Here is a 17,778-nt window from a genome sequence, read left to right as displayed (position 1 = left end):
GTGCATCTCGGCCAGAAACACCTCGCGGCGGGTCCGTTTGCGCTTCCCGCCGTACTCTGCGTCCGAAAAACTCAGCTGCTTCATCACCGCCTCCACCAGATCACTCTAGCAGAGCCGCTCGATCGACAGCTTGTTCAGAGAATCCCTAGTGCTCATTCTTTCCGACTTTAGCACAGGCCCCGCATCCGTATGTACCCGACATGACAGAGGCGTCGCCCGAGGGTGGTGGACACGTTCTGTACTCTGTGCAAATTGCGGTGGTCCCTTGGTACGGCAGCGGACTCTGCAATAGTCACCATGTCGTCACCGGCGATTGCCGCGCGTGCCGTGCTATAGGCGCTCTACCGTCTGAAGTCATTCACACACCGTTGAAGACCGAGGCTGGATGAAACGGATACCGCGCCGGGCCGCCTTGGCGGTCCTGTTGTGTAGCGTTGCGGGGCCCCTCTGCTTCGCTGCGACTCCCGAGGAGACCCGGCTGCTGGGCAGCGACCGGGAGGACGCCCAGTTCCTGTCCTACATGCCGTTCACCCGCACGCTCGCGGTCAGCGGCGTGGTGCAGGGTTCGCTTAGCGCATCGGCCGAGGCCGCAGGCGTGACGCCGTCGGCGATGCTCGACGCGCTGGCTGCCTTCGCCTCGGCGATCGACCTCGAGCGCGACCTGCGCGACGGCGACCGTTTCTATATTCGGTACGAGCGCACCTACACCGTCCAGGGCGACGCCGTCGGCACCGGCCGCGTGCTGTGGGCGGAGCTGCGCACCCAGGCCAAGGGCACGCTGGCGATCCACCGCTTCCGGCCGCTCAAGGCCAGCGCCGACTCGTTCTGGCTGTCGACTGGTCAGGCGGCGCTGCCGGCCGGCCTCAAGCTGCCGCTCGACACCGTCACCGTGTCGTCGGGCTTCGGCATGCGCGCCGATCCGTTCGACCAGCCGATGCGCGGCAGCCTCCAGCAATGGCGCGGCAAGGTCACGCCTGCGGGCAAGGCGCCGATCGCGAGGATGGCCGTCAAGCCGCTTGGCGGACCGCCGCCGAGCCCGCTCACCAATCCGGCGTCGCTGGTCAACGTGCCGACGGCGGCCGGTATCGACGCCGGCCTCGTCGCGCCCGGCCTCAAGGGCTTCAACGGCGCCGGCCGCGCGCCGATGATGATGCACGAGGGTGTCGATCTTGCGGCCGATGCCGGCACGCCGATCCATGCGGCGGGCGACGGCGTGGTCAAGGGCGCCGAGCTGAAGGGCGGCTACGGCAACTGGATCGAGATCGAGCACGACGAGCTGCTGGCCGTGGCGCCGACCATCGGAAAGGCAGACGGCAAGCCGGCGAAGATCACGACGGTCTACGGCCATCTCTCGGCCTTCGCTGCCGGAATCGAGCCGGGCACGAAGGTCAAGCAGGGCGACGTGATCGGCTATGTCGGCTCGACCGGGCGCTCGACCGGGCCGCACCTGCATTTCGAGATCCTGCAGAACGGCCATCCGACCAACCCGATGATCAGCCAGATGCTGCGGGCCGAGCAGCTCAAGGGCGGCGAGCTGGTGCGCTTCAAGAAGGTGATCGCCAAGGACCTCGGCGAGCGCCAGCACGAGGCGGGCTCGATCTAGCCCGCGCGTACATGGACGCTGCTTATGGCCCACCGCGCGGCCGGACTCTTCGCCCGAATCCGGCCCGGCGCCGGACACCTCCGATGCCGATTCCATAAGGGGTTCTGCGCCGAATCCGGGAATCCTGCCCCACCCCCCAGGCCGGACGGTCGCGGACGCCCCGGACGGTCCGGACGAGAGACTGCAAATTGTCGGCGGGATCGTTAGGGCTTCACCAGCCAGTACAGCTTGGTCGACAGGGCCGACGTAACTGCCACCGATATTAACGAGACAATCATTTCGCTCGCACGGCGCAATGCCGAGGCAAACCTTCGGCGATATCAGTGGCTGGCCGATCGCGACGTGCGTTGGCGTCCGGAGATCCACTTCACCGTGAGCGACCTTTTGGCAATCGGGTGCTGTTCTCTGATGAGGTGGCAAAGTGGGACTTTGTCCTATTTAACCCGCCGGGCTGGCCACCCCCCTCCGACCCAGCCCTTCGGCAACGTCTCTTTGAATGCTTGGGGCGTGAATACTATTCGCGCTTCGAAGGCGACCAGGCGATCCTACGCCTTCTTCAGCACGCGCCGCGGTATTTGCGGACGGGTGGCCGCATTCTCATCTCCGTCAACTCGATGGTCGGCGTCGATGCCATCATTTCGCGCTTACATGCGTCAATGCAGAAAGGCGGCGCATATCGGCTGAATTTCCGCTCGCTGGCCCAACGTGACATCGATTGGGATTGGACCAAAGACCGGTGGCGTGTCCACGCGCCTGTCATTGAGCAGCTCGGGCGCTGGCATCAGGATCCAGGGTCATGCTTTGTCTTCAGCGAAGGCAAGATTCGCTTCGCATTCGATATCATCGAAGCGACCATCGGAGAGGTCCATATCAAATCTTGACTTGGTTCCAGTCAGAGTCGTTGGACGTAGAGTCTGCCACGACACGCACGTCCGAAGGGGAGGATTGTCGAGCCATGCCTGTCAGCCTTTATGACCTGAGCGTGACCAACTACCTGCAGACGCTGGGCGGCGTGGAGGGCTTCCTCGGCCGAGGCCTCGCCCACTGTAAGGAAAAGAACATCGACCTGAACGAGATCGTCGAGACGCGGCTGTGCGAGGATATGCTGCCGTTCAAGTTCCAGCTCCATTCCGTCGTGCACTTTTCGCTCGGCGCCATCCGCGGGGTGAAGGCGGGCCTGTTCCAATCGCCAGGCCCGGTCCCGGCGCTCGACTATGCCGGCTTTCAGAAGGCGGTGGGCGAAGCGCGCGAGGCGCTGGAGCAGGTCAAGCCCGACGAGGTAAACAGCCTCGAAGGCAAGGACGTCGTGTTCCAGGTCGGCGACAGGAACTGCCCTTCACGGTCGAAGGATTCCTGCTGTCGTTCTCGCTGCCGAACTTTTATTTTCATGCCACCCTGGCGTACACCATCCTGCGCACCAAGGGCGTGGTGCCGCTCGGCAAGCGCGATTACTTGGGCCGGCTGCGCTCGAAGAGCTAATGCGCAGCTAGCCCGTGAGCTCTTCCTACATGGGGCATGGCCGCTGCTCGATTCTGTGGCCCTTCAGGGTTAGGAGGCCAGACTGCGCGGGCGGCCGGCTCGCAAAGACTCGCGGTGCGCGAGAGAGAGTCTACTTTAATACACGCCAACTGTTGTCAAGTGTCGCGAGTGATGTACAACGTTCACGTTGTGTGGGAGCAGGCGGTGGGCTGCTCCTCTGCTGGGGTTAGCTGGAGGGACGAGAAGTCATGCGCCTGTTCACCGCCACGCTCGCGACCGAGACCAACACCTTCTCGCCACTGCCGACCAGCATCGAGAACTATCGCGAGGCGGTGTTCCTGCGGCCGGGCGAGCATCCGACCAACGCGCCACGCATGTGCTGCGCGCCCCTGTTCGTCGGCCGGGCACGCGCCAATAAGGAGGGCTTCGAGCTGATCGAAGGGAGCTGCTTTGCCGCCGCCCCCGCCGGCACGACCAATCGCGCCGGCTACGAGACGATGCGCGACGAGATCCTCGACCAGCTCGAGGCGGCGATGCCGGTCGACGGCCTGCTGCTCGGGCTGCACGGCGCCATGGTGGCGCACGGCAACGACGACGTCGAAGGCGACATCATCGAGCGGGCGCGGGCGATCGCCGGCCCCAAATGCGTGATCGGCGTCGCGCTCGACCCGCATTGCCATCTTACGATGAAGCGCGTGTCGGCGGCCGACATCATCGTGCTCTACAAGGAGTTCCCGCACACCGACGTCGTCGAGCGCGCCGAGGACGTGCTGGATCTCGTGCTGGCGACCTTGCGCGGCAAGATAAGGCCCGTGACGTCGGTCTACGACTGCCGCCAGATCCAGAGCTATCCGACCACCATCCAGCCGATGCGCGGCCTGGTCGACCGCATCAAGGCGATGGAGGGCAAGGACGGCATCCTGTCGGTCTCGATAGCGCACGGCTTTCCGTACGGCGACGTGGCCGAGATCGGCACGCGCGTGCTGGTGATCGCCGACGGCGACAAGAACAAGGCCGATGCGCTGGCGGCCAAGCTTGGCGAGGAACTCGTATCGCTGCGCGGCAAGACCCAGCCGCCATCGTTGGACGTGGCGGGCGGCGTGGCCGAAGGCGTGGCCTTCAACGACCTGCCCGTGGTGATCGCCGATCCGGCCGACAATGCCGGCGCCGGCGCACCGTCGGACAACACCGACATCCTGCGTCATCTGATCGACAGCAAGGTCAAGAATGCCTGTCTCGGCCCGATCTGGGATCCGATCGCCGTGCGAATCTGTTTCGATGCAGGCCTCGGTGCGAAAGTCGGCCTGCGCTTCGGCGGCAAGATCGCACCCAGCTCTGGCCAGCCGGTCGACGCGGAGGTCGAGATCATCGGCCTGAAGCGCAACGCCAGGCAGACCTTCGGGCCGGCGCAGATTCCGGTGGGCGATTGCGCCGCCGTACGGGTCGGCGGGGTCGATTGCGTGCTGACTACGAATCGGACGCAGGCGACGGGACTGGAACTGTTCACCAATCTCGGCATCGATCCGACGCAGAAGAAGATCGTGGTGGTGAAGTCGACCAGTCATTTCCTGGCGACCTACGGACCGATCGCCAAGAAGGTGGTCTACGTCGAATCGAGCGGACCATTGTGCCATGACTATCGCAAGCTGCCGTACACCAAGGTGGAGCGTCCGATCTGGCCGCTCGATCAGGACGCCAAGCCGCGCGGGCTGATTTTCTAGGTCTTCCGGACCGCAGCCTTTCAGGCCCGCCCTGGACTTCACTTTGCTGGAAGCACGCCACTTCTGTAACGGGCCTTGAGAAGTCAGTCCATCGAGAGACTCACTCTATCGCCGAGAGGTTGCATGATCTTCAGACGCAAGCTGGCTGGCACGTCGCGCACAGCGTCACCTGAGATGCGGGCGCGCCTCATCGGCGGTCCTATCATCGGGACGATGCTATCGCTCTCTCTTCCGCCGACGACGGCGACACTGGCGCAGCTTTTTGTCCAACTGGCGCAAGTGCACTATGTCGGTCTCCTCGGCATCGAGCCGCTAGCCGCTCTGACCCTTGTCGCTCCCGTCGTGCAGCTGATGCAGTTGCTGTCGGCCGCCGATGTCGGAGGGGCGATAAGCGCTGCGACGGCCCGTGCAAGAGGCGCAAACGACGCCAAGGATCTTCAGCGACTTGTGCTCTACGCCGTTGTCTGCAGCCTCTTCCTGGGACTGCTGGTCGCTACGATCGAGTATTTTGGAGGAGGAGCTCTCTATCGCTTTCTCGGCGGAAAGGGTCGCGTCCTTGACGAAGCCATCTCCTATGGGCGGATCGTATTTGGCGGTGCGGTGCTCATGTGGATGACCAATCTACTCGCTGCCTCTCTTCGCGGCAGAGGTGAGACGTTCGCACCGTCAGTCATCATTATCGTGAGTATGCTTGGAACTTTACCACTTTATCCGATGCTGACACTCGGCGCATTGGGTGGACCGGGCCTTGGTCTCGTGGGTGCCGCGATCGCCTTTGTCGCCACCTATGCGGTGTCGACGATCGCATTGCTCTTCTACATGCAGAGAATGGGAAAGGAGACTCGAATTTCTCTGGTGACTCATTGGTGGTCCTGGAAACTGGTCCGCGAGACGGCTCGCGTGGCGTTTCTGTCGTCGACCCGTACAATCTTGTCAGTAGGAGCATTCTTGGCTGCCACCTACTGCGTCGGCCGGCTCGGAGATGCCGCGATTGCCGGCTACGGCATCGCGTCTCGTCTGGATCTAACTTTTGTCTCCCTGCTTCATGGCTTGGGAATATCGATCCTGGCGATGGTCGGCGCCAACCTTGGCGCGGGGAAAGCCGAGCGGTCGTACAGAGTGGCCGTTGTTGGGACGCTGATGGCGACTGCGATCGGCGGCGCTCTCGGGCTTTTGGTGATAGTACGGCCGGACGTTTGGCTGGTCCACTTCAGCGACGATGCCGCTGTGCTCCTCGAGGGAGAGCACTATCTACGCATCGTGGGACTGGCCTACGCCTTGGGGGGATGCGGATCTGCCTCGCTCTTCGTCGGGCAGGCAATGGGCCAAATGAGATGGTCCTTCTGGGGGACGGTGGGACGTTTCGCGATAGTCGCGGTCTGTGCGACCGGGCTCTTTGGATTTCCCGACACAATTGGCTCGATAGCCCTGATGATGGCTAGTGCCTATGCCGTTCAGGGTATCATAGCCGCCGCGATTCTAAATCCTGCAAATCGGCGCGCCGCGGCCAGGGGGCAAGTTGCCTAGTTTCCCGAGGACGTCACATAGCCGGCGAACTCGGCCGCGATCTAACCGTAGCGAGCCACCGCTGGAGGTGGACCTGGTGTGCTGCGCACGATCTTAATCCATCGGAGGTCACGTACGGCAGCAGATAACAATATCTTATCGCCACGCCGTCGGACCATCGGTGTGTTTCGCGCGAAGCCCTGGTCGGGTAGCCACAGACTGAGGCATGTGCAGTCTACTTCAAGGCTTGTATCAAATCTCATAGTAGTGACCCAGTCTTTGCAACCAGAACCTGCGCCCCTGTCTCCCACGGGCCGTCCCGATGCGAGGGGCTACGTCGCAGGAAGTTGGCAACGAAACCACCGCTAGAGCGATTTCCGAGCAGATGGAACCGCTCGCGGTTCCATCTGCTCGGAAATGCGCGCACGGGCGTTGTTGTTGCAGCAGGCATATTCCGTTCGGCTGATTCCAGCCGAACGGAATATGCTCTAGGCGCGCCGCTTTGGAGGCTTATCGGCCAATACGTCTGGATACAAAGCGGCTGCAGCTTCAAGGAACCAAGCCGCAGCGTCTTGTAAGTCAGCGGACGCAAGATTGGTCTGTGCTTTTCTGTGCCAGCTCTCGCCGATCCAGAGGTTCACCATTCCGCCCGCATAGGTTTGAAGACCAAATTGAATTTTGTACTCGTCAAGCAGGGCGAGCACCTCAGAAAGTGTGGAACTCTTCATGCCAAAAAAATCATCCGCTGGCCGTCCTGACTAGGCTAGGGCGATCTTAACGAGACCAGTTACGGGTAGACAAGGCTGACCATCAACCAAAAGAGGTGGTTCGGATATTCATTCTCCATAGTGCAAATGTTCCGACGGCGCTTGGCGATATGCCGCCCTGACAATGCTGTCCAGCTTGGCGCTTTTTCCTTCCGCCCAGAACCTTGGCATGGCTGGCCGCCCCGATCGCCTTCACCATCTCGAAAATGCGCTTGCGGATCCGGGATTCGCGGATGTTGTAGCTGGCTCGCACCAGCTCGAGTGTCTGACGCTTGATCAGCGGTTCCTTTTCCTGCTCGAAGGGCGTGGCGGCCTCGCCGAAGCCCTTGCGGCCCCGGCCCGGCATCGGCCGGCCGGCCAGCACGTTCGACGCCATCTCATCGAAGAAATTGGACACCGGCACATCCAGCACCTTGGCGAATTCGAACAGGCGGCTGGAGCCGATGCGATTCGAACCGCGCTCGTACTTCCGGATCTGCTCGAAGGTAAGGTTGACCGCCTTGCCGACTGCGGCCTGGTTCATGCCGAGCGAGCTTCGGCGCTGGCGCATCCGCGCTCCGACATGGACATCTACAGGGTGTGATTTCGGCATTCTAAAATCCTGCTCTGCATTCGTGGTGATATTCAGCGGTCAGAGCGCGTGTGAAATTCATTCCCCCCGCGTCGGTTGCAATGCAAGCACCAACTTCGCTACCCGGGTTGGAGGTATCCGCCTGGTACCGTTCAGATATCGGGTGAGGGTCCCGCCATCCCAGCCGAGATACTGGGCCACTTGATCGAAGGTTGCTCCTACCCCAGGAACGCCACTACGGGCCGAAATTGGGACGCGACGGGCTGTGTTCGGTCCTTCTCCCAGTTGATGTAGGCCTCCACGGAAACTCCGAGCATGGCGGCCGCCTCTCTTTGCAAAAGGCAACACACGCGACGGCGTCGTTTTAGGTTGGATTGGGGGTATTCGGAATAATCCTTTGGTTTCTGAGCCTTAAGGATCACCCGGACTCCGAGGAGCAAAAAGGCAACGGGTCTTTGGCGATGCGGTAGAGGGTCTTGCCGTCGTGGGACAAGGCGAGGCCGTCGGCCGCGACCTTCATCCCGTTGCGGGCGTCTTATTTCACCATTGCGTACGCCGGTTGCCGCCAGTCCGCTCCCGCCCGCAGAAACCCCGTCCCGCCGTCGAGCAGGATCGCCTCGACTGAGCACGCCCGGCGGGTGAGCGCCGGCCACATCTCGACGTCATGCCCGCGTCGCCGGAGGTCTTCGATCGTCGCCGCCGGCAGCCGGTCCTCGATGTTCAGCCGGCCGGGGAGGTGGGCGTAGGGGGCGAAGGAGTTGGGGAAGCTGAAGGTCGCGAAGCGCGGCTGCTCGATGGCTTCCTGGATGTCCATGCCGAAGTGGAAGGTGTTGAGGAACACCTGCAGCATCGCCTGCACCTGCACGTCGCCGCCGGGCGCGCCGAACGGCATCACGCTGCCGTCGTCGCGCACCGCGATCGCCGGGTTGGGGGTGAGGCGCGGGCGCTTGCCGGGGGCCACGCCGGACGGGTGGTTCGGGTCGGGCCTGGATTGGGTGCCGCGGCCGGAGGGGACGATGCCGAGGCCCGGGATCACCGGCGAGCGCCAGGAGCCGTCGCTCGGCGTCGCCGACAGAACGTTGCCCCAGCGGTCGACCGCGCAGCAATAGGAGGTGTCGGGCTCCACGACGGCATCGCTTCGCAGCTTGGACGGCGCGGTTGGCGCCGCAGACGGCGCCCAGTTCGCCGGGTAGCGGCCGATGGGCGGCGGCATGTCGGGCATGGCGTGCTGCATGTCGATCGCCGCCACGCGTGCCTTGACGTGCGCGTCGGACAGCAGCTCCTCGAGGCCGACGTCGACGAAGCGCGGATCGCCGTAGCGGTACTCGCGGTCGGCGCAGGCCGCCTTCAGGATCTCGGTGATCAGGTGCACGTAGTCGGCGCCGTTATGCTTCAGCCCTTTGAGCCCTCCCGCCGCCTCGATCATCCGTAAGGCCTGCGCCAGCATCGGGCCCTGGCACCACGGCCCGCAGGTGTAGACCTCGAAATCCCGCCAGCGGACCTTGACCGGCTCCTCGTAGCGGCTGTGGAAGTCGGCAAGGTCGTCGCGGGCCAGGTAGCCGCCGTTCTGCTCGTGATAGCGCACGATCGTCTCGGCGATGTCGCCGCAGTAGAAGGCCGCGCGTGCGGCGGCGAGGCCGGCCAGCCGACCGCCCGTCGAAGCCGCGCGCTCCTGGTCGACCATGTATTGCAGGGTGTTGGCGAGATCGGTTTGCAGGAAGCGGTCGCCGACCTTCGGCACCTTGCCGCCCGGCAGGAAGATCGCCGCGTTCGACGGCCACGAGCGATAGCCTTCCTCGTACTCCTTGATCATGGTCGCCATGTACTCGAACACGGCGAAGCCTTCCCTGGCGTAGCGGATCGCGGCACTCGCGACGTCGCCGAACGTCATCGTGCCCCAGTCCCGCAGCGCCGTGATCCAGGCGTCGGGCGCCGCCGGCACCACCGTGCGCAGGATGCCGAGGGGCATCTTGCCGCCGTGCTCGCGCATGAAGAGATCGGCCGGGAAGCGCTTGGGCCAATGGCCGAGACCCGCGATGGTCACCACCTTGCCCGGTTCCTTTGAATGGGGCCCGGTGCGGATCATGATCGGCGCCACGCCCGCGACATTGACCTCGTCGGGATGCAGGACGGCCAGCGCGATGCCCGCGGCGCAGCCTGCGTCGATCGCATTGCCCCCGGCCTCGAGGATCGAGAATCCGGCGGCGGCGGCGAGATAGTGGCCGGCCGACACCGCGTGCCGGCTGCCATAGAGGGTGGGACGGGCGGAGGGCATTCCGCAGTTTATCCCGGTGATTACGCCGAGTCCGACGAAACCTCCGGCGGCGCGCCGCGTTCATCCCGTCGTAAACCGTACGGGAGTGCCCCATGCACAAGGTTGTTCTGGCTGTCGCTTGCTTGCTTGCTCTGGCCGCCTGCGGCCGTGACCCGGGCACGCGTGCCCTGACCGGAGGCGCGATCGGCGCCGGCGCGGGTGCGGTGGTCGGCTCGGCGACGGGCATCGGCCCGCTCGGCGGCGCGGTCGTCGGCGGCCTCGGCGGCGCGGCGGTCGGTGCCGCCACGACGCCGCGTTACTAGTCTAGGCCGGCTTAGGCCGCCTTCTTCGTCCTGTGGGTGGCGATCGCCGCCCACAGGGTGGCGGGGGTCACTGGCATGTCGATGTGCTTCACGCCGGTATGGGCGTGGATCGCATCGACGATGGCGTTGATCACCGCCGGCGGCGCGCCGATGGCGCCCGCCTCGCCGGCGCCCTTGACGCCGAGCGGGTTGGTCTTGCACGGGCTGTTGTGCAGGTCGAATTTCACGCTCGGCACGATGTCGGCGCGCGGGAAGGCGTAGTCCATGAAGCTGCCGCTCAGGAGCTGGCCTGAGTCCTTGTCGTAGACCGTGGACTCGGTCAGCGCCTGGCCGACACCCTGGCCGATGCCGCCATGGACCTGCCCCTGCAGCAGCAGCGGGTTCAGCGCCATGCCGAAATCGTCCATCACCGAGTAGTTCTTGATCTCGATCGTCGCGGTGTCGGGATCGATCTCGAGCTCGCAGACATGGCAGCCGTTGGGGTAGGTGTCGGCCTCCGGCGTGCGCGTGAACTCGTCGTCGAGCGCGCCCTTGTTGGCCTTGGCGACATCGAACAGCGTGACGCTGCGGTCGGTGCCGACGATGCGGAACGATCCGTCCTTGTAGTCGACGTCGGCGGCGCTCGCCTCGAGCAGGTCGGCCGCCAGCGGCTTGCCCTTGGCGATGATCTTGTCGGCCACCCCCATGGTCGCCACGCCGTTGATGGCGATGGTGCGGCTGCCGCCGGTGAAGCCCTCCGGCACGACGTCACTGTCGCCCTGCACGAGTCTGATCTGCTCGACGTCGATGCCGAGCTTGGCCGACGCGATCTGGCGCAGTGCGGTATCGTGCCCTTGGCCGTTGGTCTGGTTCCCGGTGTAGATCGTGATCGTCGCGTCGTCGTTGAATTGGGCCTTGACCGTCTCCGGCCCGCCGCCCGAGCACTTCTCGACATAGGTCGCCATGCCGATGCCGCGCCACTTGCCGGCCTTCGCGGATTGCGCGCGGCGCGCCGAGAAGGTGTCCCAGCCGGCCGTGGCCATGCCCTTGCGCATCACGGTTTCGAAGTCGCCCGAATCATAAGTGTCGCCCAGCGCCGTCTTGAACGGAAGCTGGCTGGGCTTGATGAAGTTGCGGGCGCGGATCTCGTCCGGCGCCAGCCCGGTCTCGCGCGCGATGTGGTCGACGAAGCGCTCCACCAGGTAGGCCGCCTCAGGCCGTCCCGCGCCGCGATAGGCGTCGGTCGGCACGGTGTTGGTCATGACGCCCTTGACGTTCACATAGACCGCCGGCGTCTGGTACAGGCCGTTCAGCATCGAGCTGCCGGCCAGCGTCGGGATGAAGACGCTGAAATGGTTGAGGTACGCGCCCAGCGCCGCGTAGGTCGTGATGCGGCAGCCGAGGAACTTCGCGTCCTTGTCGAGCGCCATCTCGGCGATCGAGACATGGTCGCGGCCCTGCACGTCGGACTGGAACGCCTCCTGGCGGTCGGGGATCCACTTCACCGTGCGCTTCAGCGCGCGGCTGGCCCACACCACCATCGGATATTCCGGATGGACGAAGATCTTCATGCCGAAGCCGCCGCCCACGTCGCCGGTGCGCACGCGCAGCTTGGCCGAGCCGATCTTCAGGATCATGTCGGCCACCACCGGCCGGATCATGTGCACGCCCTGCGACGACACCCACAGGGTCGAGCGGTCGTCCGCGGCGTCGTGCTCGCAGATCGCGCCGCGCGGCTCCATCGAATTCACCACCAGCCGCTGGTTGACGATGCGCAGGCTGACCGTGCGGTCGGCCTTCTTGAACGCCGCCTCGGTCGCCGCCTGGTCGCCCATCGCCCAGTCGAAGACGATGTTGCCTTTGATGTGGTCATGGACCAGCGGCGCGCCGGGCTGTACCGATTCGTAGGTGCCGACCGTGTGCGCGCGGGGCGCATAGTCGACCTCGATCAGCTCGGCCGCGTCCTTGGCCTGGTCGAGCGTCTCGGCCACCACCAGCGCCACCGGGTCGCCGACATGGCGCACGCGGTCCTTGGCCAGCATCGGCCGGCTGGTGTCGGCGCGCGGCGTGCCGTCCTTGTTGTCCAGCGGCACCAGGCAGGGCACGTCGCCGAAGCCTTCCTTCTCGACGTCGGCGCCGGTGAAGATCGCCAGCACGCCCGGCGCCTTCTTCGCCGCCGCCGTGTCGACCTTCCTGATGTCGGCGTGGGCATGGGGCGAGCGCAGGACGACCATCCGCGCCGCCTTCTGGCCCAACCGCGTGTCGTCGGTGTAGCGGCCGCCGCCGGTCAACAGCCGCGGATCCTCGAGCCTGCGCACCGAATCGCCAATGCCGAACTTCGCCATACGAGACCTCCGTTTGTGGCGAGGTTAGCAACATGACGAAACGCACGACACATTCTTTTCTCGTGCAGAACCGCGTGGAAACTACGCTTGGTCAAAGAGCGCCGGCCCGATACGAAGGACTTGCCCTCAAATGAGCCCCACTGCGCGCCGAAAGGCGGTCGATGAAACCCGACAGTCCGGACGCCCGCTTGCCGTTCGACCGGGCGCGTGCGTTGCCGGTCGCGCAATAGGGCGCACGTAGCGGCGCAGTGGCGCTACGCCGCGCGCTGCTTGGGCGTATGGCGCGTCGTGCTCTTGGCGTTCTTGCCGCCCGTCGCGCGGGTCGACGCGCGACGTCCGCCCGCGCCGACCCGGCTCCTGCCTTCGCGCTCCTGCTGGGAGGTGCGGCCGGTCGCTTCCTTGCGCTTGCTCCTGGCGAGATTGCGCCGGTTCTTCTTTGGGCTCTCGTACTTCGACTCGCCGGCCTCCTTGAGCGCGATCGCGATCGCCTGCTTGCGGCTCTTGACCGTGCCGCCCTTGCCGCTGCGGCCGCTCCTGAGCTCGCCGTGCTTGAACTCGTGCATGACGCGGCCTGCCGTCTTGCGCTGGGCCATCGTTTCCCTGGCCATGTGATTCTCCTGTTGATGCCCCCTCTGGCGAACGCCGGCCAAAGCGCTAGGTTGCGGGAATGAACGTCGACCCTTTCATCGCCGGCCTGCCCAAGGCCGAGCTGCACATCCACATCGAGGGCAGTCTCGAGCCCGAGCTGACGATGGCGCTCGCCGAGCGCAACAAGGTGGCGCTGCGCTTCGGCTCGATCGACGCGCTGCGCGCGGCCTACCGCTTCTCCGACCTGCAGGACTTCCTCGACCTCTACTACGAGGGCATGCGCGTGCTGCTGCACGAGCAGGACTTTTACGACCTGGCGATGGCCTACTTCCGGAAAGCGGCGGCGCAGAACGTGCGCCATGCCGAGATATTCTTCGATCCGCAGGGCCACACCGGCCGCGGTGTGCCGTTCAAGACGGTGATCGAGGGCCTCACGCGCGCGCGCGTCGACGCCGAGCGCCGGTTCGGCATCACCTCGGCGCTGATCCTCTGCTTCCTGCGCCATCTCGATGAGGCCGATGCCGAACGCACGCTCGACGAGGCGCTGCCCTGGCGCGACCGCTTCATCGGCGTCGGCCTGGATTCCTCGGAGAAGGGGCGGCCGCCGCGGCTGTTCGAGCGCGTCTTTGCCCGCGCCCGCGGCCTCGGCCTGCGCGCGGTGGCGCATGCCGGCGAGGAGGGGCCGGCCGGGTACGTGCGCGAGGCGCTCGATCTCCTGAAGGTCGAGCGCATCGACCACGGCAACCGCGCCCTCGACGATGCCGAGTTGACGGCGCGGCTGGCGCGCGAACGGATGCCGCTCACCGTCTGCCCGCTGTCGAACCTCAGGCTCTGCGTCGTCCCGGACCTCAAGGACCATCCGCTGCGCCGCATGCTGGATCGGGGTCTGACGGCGACGATCAACTCGGACGACCCGGCCTATTTCGGCGGTTACATGAACGAGAACTTCGCCGCGCTGTCGCTGTCGCGCGAGGAGACGATGACCTTGGCGCGCAACGGCTTCCGCGCCGCCTTCTGCGACGAGGCGACCAAGCAGCGGCATCTCGAGGCGCTGGATGACTACGGCCTATCTGGCGCCTGACGGCCTCGAGGCCCAGCTCGCGGAGGAGCTGAAGCGGACCGGTGTGGCGGTGCAGGCCGAGCACGGCCGGCTGCTGATCGCCGACAGGGCCGTGCCCGCTGCCTGGGCCGCGAACATCTGGCACGACTGCGTCGAGTGGCCGGTGGCCTCGATCGGCACGGCGGCCAAAGGGCTGCGCGATATCCAGCGCAATTGGGCGATGTACGCGCCGGCGCACCATCGGCGCGCGGCGCTGATCCAGGAGCGGCTGCCGCACGTCTCGGCCAAGCCGATCGTCTTTCCCGCCGCAGCGCCGACCGCACCGCTCGGCGCGTGGACCTTGCTGGCGCCCGATCGGCTGCTGGCCGCGGCGCGCTGCTCGTCGCCCTTCCCGAACGGCTGTTTGCAGCTCGTCGAGGATAAATCGGGTCCGCCCAATCGAGCCTATCTCAAGCTGTGGGAGGCGCTGGTCCGGCTCCGCCGCTGGCCGCAGCCGGGCGAGCGCTGCCTCGATCTCGGCGCGTCGCCCGGCGGCTGGACCTGGGTGCTGGCCAAGCTCGGCGCCCACGTGCTGGCGATCGACAAGGCGCCGCTCGAGCCGCGCATCGCGGCGATGCCGGGCGTCGAGTGGCGCGGCGAGAGCGCCTTCGCGCTCGAGCCGGCGAGCGTCGGGCCGGTCGACTGGCTGTTCTCCGACATCGTCTGTTACCCGTCGCGGCTGCTGCGGCTGGTCGAGCGCTGGCGCGGCTCGGGCCTCGCCAGGAACTTCGTCTGCACCATCAAGTTCCAGGGCGAGACCGATCACGACTCGGCGGCGGCCTTCGCGGCACTGCCCGGGGCGCAAGTCTTGCATCTGCACCACAACAAGCACGAGCTTACTTTCATGCTATCGTCCTCGGAGGGGACCTGAAGGAGATGGGAATGCTGAGGTATCTGGGAGCGGTGGCGGCATTTGCGTTGCTGGCTGGACCGGCGCTGGCGCAGGGCAAGCTCACCGTCGCGGCTTATGGCGGCGTCTGGGACAGCCACCTGCGCGAGAAGGTGTTCCCGGACTTCGAGAAGAAGCACAACGTCAAGATCGACTACGTCGCCGGCAACTCGACCGACACCTTGGCCAAGCTGCAGGCCCAGAAGAGCAACCAGGTGATCGACGTCGCCATCATGGACGACGGCGTGATGTACCAGGCGATCCAGCTCGGCTTCTGCAGCGCCATCCAGGGCATGGACAAGAGCGAGCTCTATCCCGCCGCGCTGTTCAAGGGCGACAAGGCGGTCGCGGTCGGCCAGACCGGCACCGGCTTCATGATCAACACCAAGGCGTTCAAGGAGCGCGGCTGGGCCACCCCGACCTCGTGGAACGACCTCAAGGATGCCAAATTCAAGAAGCAGCTCGTGATCCCGCCGATCAACAATACCTACGGGCTCTACACGCTGATGATGTACGCCCGCATGAACGGCGGCGGCGAGAAGAACATCGATCCCGGCTTCAAGGTGATGAAGGAGCAGATCAATCCCAACGTGCTGGCCTACGAGCCGTCGCCCGGCAAGATGACCGAGCTGTTCCAGTCGGGGCAAGGCACGATCGCCGTGTGGGGCACCGGCCGCGTCCAGGCCTTCGCCAACACCGGCTTCCCGGTTGACTTCATCTATCCGAAGGAGGGCGCGCCGATCCTGCTCGCCTCGGCCTGCCCGGTCGCCAAGGCCAGCGTCAATCCGCTGGCGCACGAGATGATCAAGACGCTGGTCTCGGCATCGGTGCAGACCGGCATGGCCAAGGAGATGGGCAACGGCCCGGTCAACTCCAAGGTCGACGTCACCATGCCGGAGCTCAAGATGGCGCCGGTCGGCGAGCGCGCCAAGCTGGTGATCGCGCCTGATTGGGACGCCATCAACGCCAAGCGCGACGAGTGGACCAAGCGCTGGAACCGCGAGGTGGAGCGCTAAGGGCGGTGAAGCATCCGATCTACCTCTTCCGGCATGGCGAGACCGTCTGGAATGCCGAGAAGCGTGCGCAAGGTCACCTCGATTCGCCGCTGACCGAGATGGGCAGGACCCAGGCCCGCGCGATGGGCCTGGCGCTCGGGCAGGAGCTGGCGCGCGGCGGCTATACGGCGCCCGCCGTGATCGTGCGGGCGAGCCCGCTCGGCCGCGTCCGCGAGACCCTGGCGATCGCTGCCGAAACGGCCGGCCTCGTCCACGACGACGCCTGCCACGACCATCGCCTGCGCGAGATGAGCTGGGGCGACTGGGACGGGCTGAACGGCACCGAGATCGAGGCGCGCTGGCCGGGCGAGATGGCGGCGCGCCGCCTCGATCACTGGAACTACTGCCCGCCCAACGGCGAGAGCTACGTCATGGTGGAGGGGCGGGCGCGGGCCGCGCTCGGCGACATCGTAGCGCTCGCGGCCGACAAGCCGGTCGCCGTCTTCGCCCACGGCGGCATCGGCCGGGTGCTGCGCGGCCTGTTCCTCGGGGCGCCGCAGGCCGACGTCCTCAAGATGGATCAGCCGCAGGACTCCTTCTACCGACTGCATCGCGGCGCGGCGGATCGCATCAGCTAGGCATGGCCTTCCTCGCGCTCGACACGCTCACAAAGCATTTCGGCAGCCATGTCGCCGTCGACCGGCTGACGCTGAAGGTCGAGAAGGGCGAGTTCGTGTCGCTGCTCGGCCCCTCGGGCTGCGGCAAGACCACGACGCTTCAGATGATCGCGGGCTTCGTCGAGCCGACCAGCGGCGGCATCCGTCTCGAAGGCCGCGACCTGCTGGCGGTGAAGCCGGCGAAGCGCGGCCTCGGCATCGTCTTCCAGAGCTATGCGCTGTTCCCGCACATGACGGTGGCCGAGAACGTCTCGTTCGGCCTCGAGATGCAGGGCGTTGCCGCCGCCGAGCGCGCGAAGCGGGTCGGCGAGACGTTGGACCTCGTCGGCCTCGGCGCCTTTGCCGGCCGCTTCCCACGGCAGCTTTCCGGCGGCCAGCAGCAGCGCGTGGCGCTTGCCCGCGCGCTGGTGATCCGGCCGCAGATCCTGCTGCTCGACGAGCCGCTCTCCAATCTCGACGCCAAGCTGCGCGAGGAGATGCAGATCGAGTTGCGGCAGATCCAGCGCACGGTCGGCACCACCACCATCCTGGTCACCCACGACCAGGGCGAGGCGATGGCGCTTTCCGACCGCATCGTGGTGATGAACCACGGCCGCGCCGAGCAGATCGGCCCGCCGCACGAAACCTATGAGCGGCCGGCGACGCCGTTCGTCGCGAGCTTCCTCGGCAAGACCAACCTGGTGAGCGGCGCGACGGTGCGGCCCGAGCGCATCTCGTTCGCCGCCGCGGGCCTCGCCGGGACGGTGAGGACGCGCATCTTCCAGGGCAATCACTGGCTCTACCAGGTCGACACCGCCGACGGCCTCGTCACTGTCATTCGCCAGAACACCGGCGAGGCGATGCCGGGGGAGGGCGCTGCGGTGCGTTTGGCGTGGAGGGCACTTCCTCCCCAGTCATCTGGGGAGGTGTCCGCGTCTTCGCGGACGGAGGGGTCATGAGCGGCGATTTGCCGCCTCTGACCCCTCCGTCGGCGTATGACGCC

The 17,778-nt window shown here is 65.8% G+C and carries 15 protein-coding genes and 1 pseudogene; 11 read left to right on the top strand and 5 right to left on the bottom strand.

Features of this window, described 5'->3' with window-relative positions:
• Positions 1-424: 424 nt before the first annotated feature.
• The 5 genes and pseudogenes from J0J01_RS22995 (at position 425) to J0J01_RS22970 (ending at position 6,330) form a co-directional block, all read left to right on the top strand.
• Positions 425-1,603 carry a M23 family metallopeptidase gene (locus J0J01_RS22995; RefSeq protein ID WP_296384954.1) on the top strand — a complete coding sequence of 393 codons (1,179 nt, stop codon included), beginning with the start codon at positions 425-427 and terminating at the stop codon, positions 1,601-1,603.
• 395 nt (positions 1,604-1,998) lie between these two features.
• On the top strand, positions 1,999-2,484 hold the full coding sequence (locus J0J01_RS22990; RefSeq protein WP_365738001.1) for a hypothetical protein: 486 nt from the start codon (positions 1,999-2,001) through the stop codon (positions 2,482-2,484).
• A pseudogene (locus J0J01_RS32750) lies at positions 2,400-3,082 on the top strand (DUF1993 domain-containing protein). Before J0J01_RS22990 ends, J0J01_RS32750 begins: the two are co-directional and overlap by 85 nt.
• A gap of 248 nt (positions 3,083-3,330) precedes the next feature.
• A complete protein-coding gene (locus tag J0J01_RS22975) occupies positions 3,331-4,803 on the top strand; it encodes a M81 family metallopeptidase (protein WP_296384949.1) in 1,473 nt (490 codons plus the stop codon).
• 123 nt (positions 4,804-4,926) lie between these two features.
• The gene (locus J0J01_RS22970; protein WP_296384947.1) at positions 4,927-6,330 is read left to right on the top strand and encodes an MATE family efflux transporter; all 1,404 of its coding nucleotides are present in this window, start codon (positions 4,927-4,929) and stop codon (positions 6,328-6,330) included.
• 467 nt (positions 6,331-6,797) lie between these two features.
• Here J0J01_RS22970 and J0J01_RS22965 read toward each other — a convergent pair whose 3' ends face one another.
• The 3 genes from J0J01_RS22965 to J0J01_RS22955 all read right to left on the bottom strand — a co-directional run bounded on the left by J0J01_RS22965 (position 6,798) and on the right by J0J01_RS22955 (position 9,922).
• The gene (locus J0J01_RS22965) at positions 6,798-7,037 is read right to left on the bottom strand and encodes a hypothetical protein (RefSeq protein ID WP_296384945.1); all 240 of its coding nucleotides are present in this window, start codon (positions 7,035-7,037) and stop codon (positions 6,798-6,800) included.
• Positions 7,038-7,119: 82 nt separating this feature from the next.
• Positions 7,120-7,668: a helix-turn-helix transcriptional regulator gene (locus tag J0J01_RS22960; RefSeq protein WP_296384943.1), complete on the bottom strand. Its 549-nt coding sequence runs from the start codon at positions 7,666-7,668 to the stop codon at positions 7,120-7,122.
• Positions 7,669-8,182: 514 nt separating this feature from the next.
• Positions 8,183-9,922 (bottom strand): gamma-glutamyltransferase, encoded by a 1,740-nt coding sequence (locus J0J01_RS22955; RefSeq protein WP_296384942.1) that lies wholly within the window; start codon positions 9,920-9,922, stop codon positions 8,183-8,185.
• 92 nt (positions 9,923-10,014) lie between these two features.
• Between J0J01_RS22955 and J0J01_RS22950 the strand changes: the two genes are divergently transcribed.
• A complete protein-coding gene (locus J0J01_RS22950; protein WP_296384940.1) occupies positions 10,015-10,224 on the top strand; it encodes a bacteriocin in 210 nt (69 codons plus the stop codon).
• An 11-nt stretch (positions 10,225-10,235) separates the two neighbouring features.
• Here the strand turns inward: J0J01_RS22950 and J0J01_RS22945 are convergent, their stop codons facing one another.
• Complete coding sequence (locus tag J0J01_RS22945) at positions 10,236-12,548, bottom strand: xanthine dehydrogenase family protein molybdopterin-binding subunit (RefSeq protein WP_296384938.1); 2,313 nt, start codon at positions 12,546-12,548, stop codon at positions 10,236-10,238.
• A 254-nt stretch (positions 12,549-12,802) separates the two neighbouring features.
• Positions 12,803-13,156: a DUF6496 domain-containing protein gene (locus J0J01_RS22940; RefSeq protein ID WP_296384936.1), complete on the bottom strand. Its 354-nt coding sequence runs from the start codon at positions 13,154-13,156 to the stop codon at positions 12,803-12,805.
• A gap of 59 nt (positions 13,157-13,215) precedes the next feature.
• Between J0J01_RS22940 and J0J01_RS22935 the strand changes: the two genes are divergently transcribed.
• The 5 genes from J0J01_RS22935 to J0J01_RS22915 are packed head-to-tail and all read left to right on the top strand — an operon-like array spanning position 13,216 to position 17,734.
• Positions 13,216-14,217: an adenosine deaminase gene (locus J0J01_RS22935; protein ID WP_296384935.1), complete on the top strand. Its 1,002-nt coding sequence runs from the start codon at positions 13,216-13,218 to the stop codon at positions 14,215-14,217.
• Complete coding sequence (locus J0J01_RS22930) at positions 14,192-15,106, top strand: SAM-dependent methyltransferase (protein ID WP_296384933.1); 915 nt, start codon at positions 14,192-14,194, stop codon at positions 15,104-15,106. The genes J0J01_RS22935 and J0J01_RS22930 overlap by 26 nt, the downstream gene beginning before the upstream one ends.
• 5 nt (positions 15,107-15,111) lie before the next feature.
• Positions 15,112-16,140: an ABC transporter substrate-binding protein gene (locus J0J01_RS22925; protein ID WP_296384931.1), complete on the top strand. Its 1,029-nt coding sequence runs from the start codon at positions 15,112-15,114 to the stop codon at positions 16,138-16,140.
• A gap of 5 nt (positions 16,141-16,145) precedes the next feature.
• Entirely contained in the window at positions 16,146-16,757 is a 612-nt protein-coding gene (locus J0J01_RS22920) for a histidine phosphatase family protein (protein WP_296384929.1), read from the top strand.
• A 2-nt stretch (positions 16,758-16,759) separates the two neighbouring features.
• Complete coding sequence (locus tag J0J01_RS22915; RefSeq protein ID WP_296384928.1) at positions 16,760-17,734, top strand: ABC transporter ATP-binding protein; 975 nt, start codon at positions 16,760-16,762, stop codon at positions 17,732-17,734.
• The last annotated feature ends 44 nt before the right edge of the window (positions 17,735-17,778 follow it).

It is taken from the genome of Reyranella sp. (assembly GCF_017305915.1).
In the GTDB taxonomy this organism is placed as follows: Bacteria; Pseudomonadota; Alphaproteobacteria; order Reyranellales; family Reyranellaceae; genus Reyranella.
This window is presented reverse-complemented; position numbering and strand designations above follow the sequence as displayed.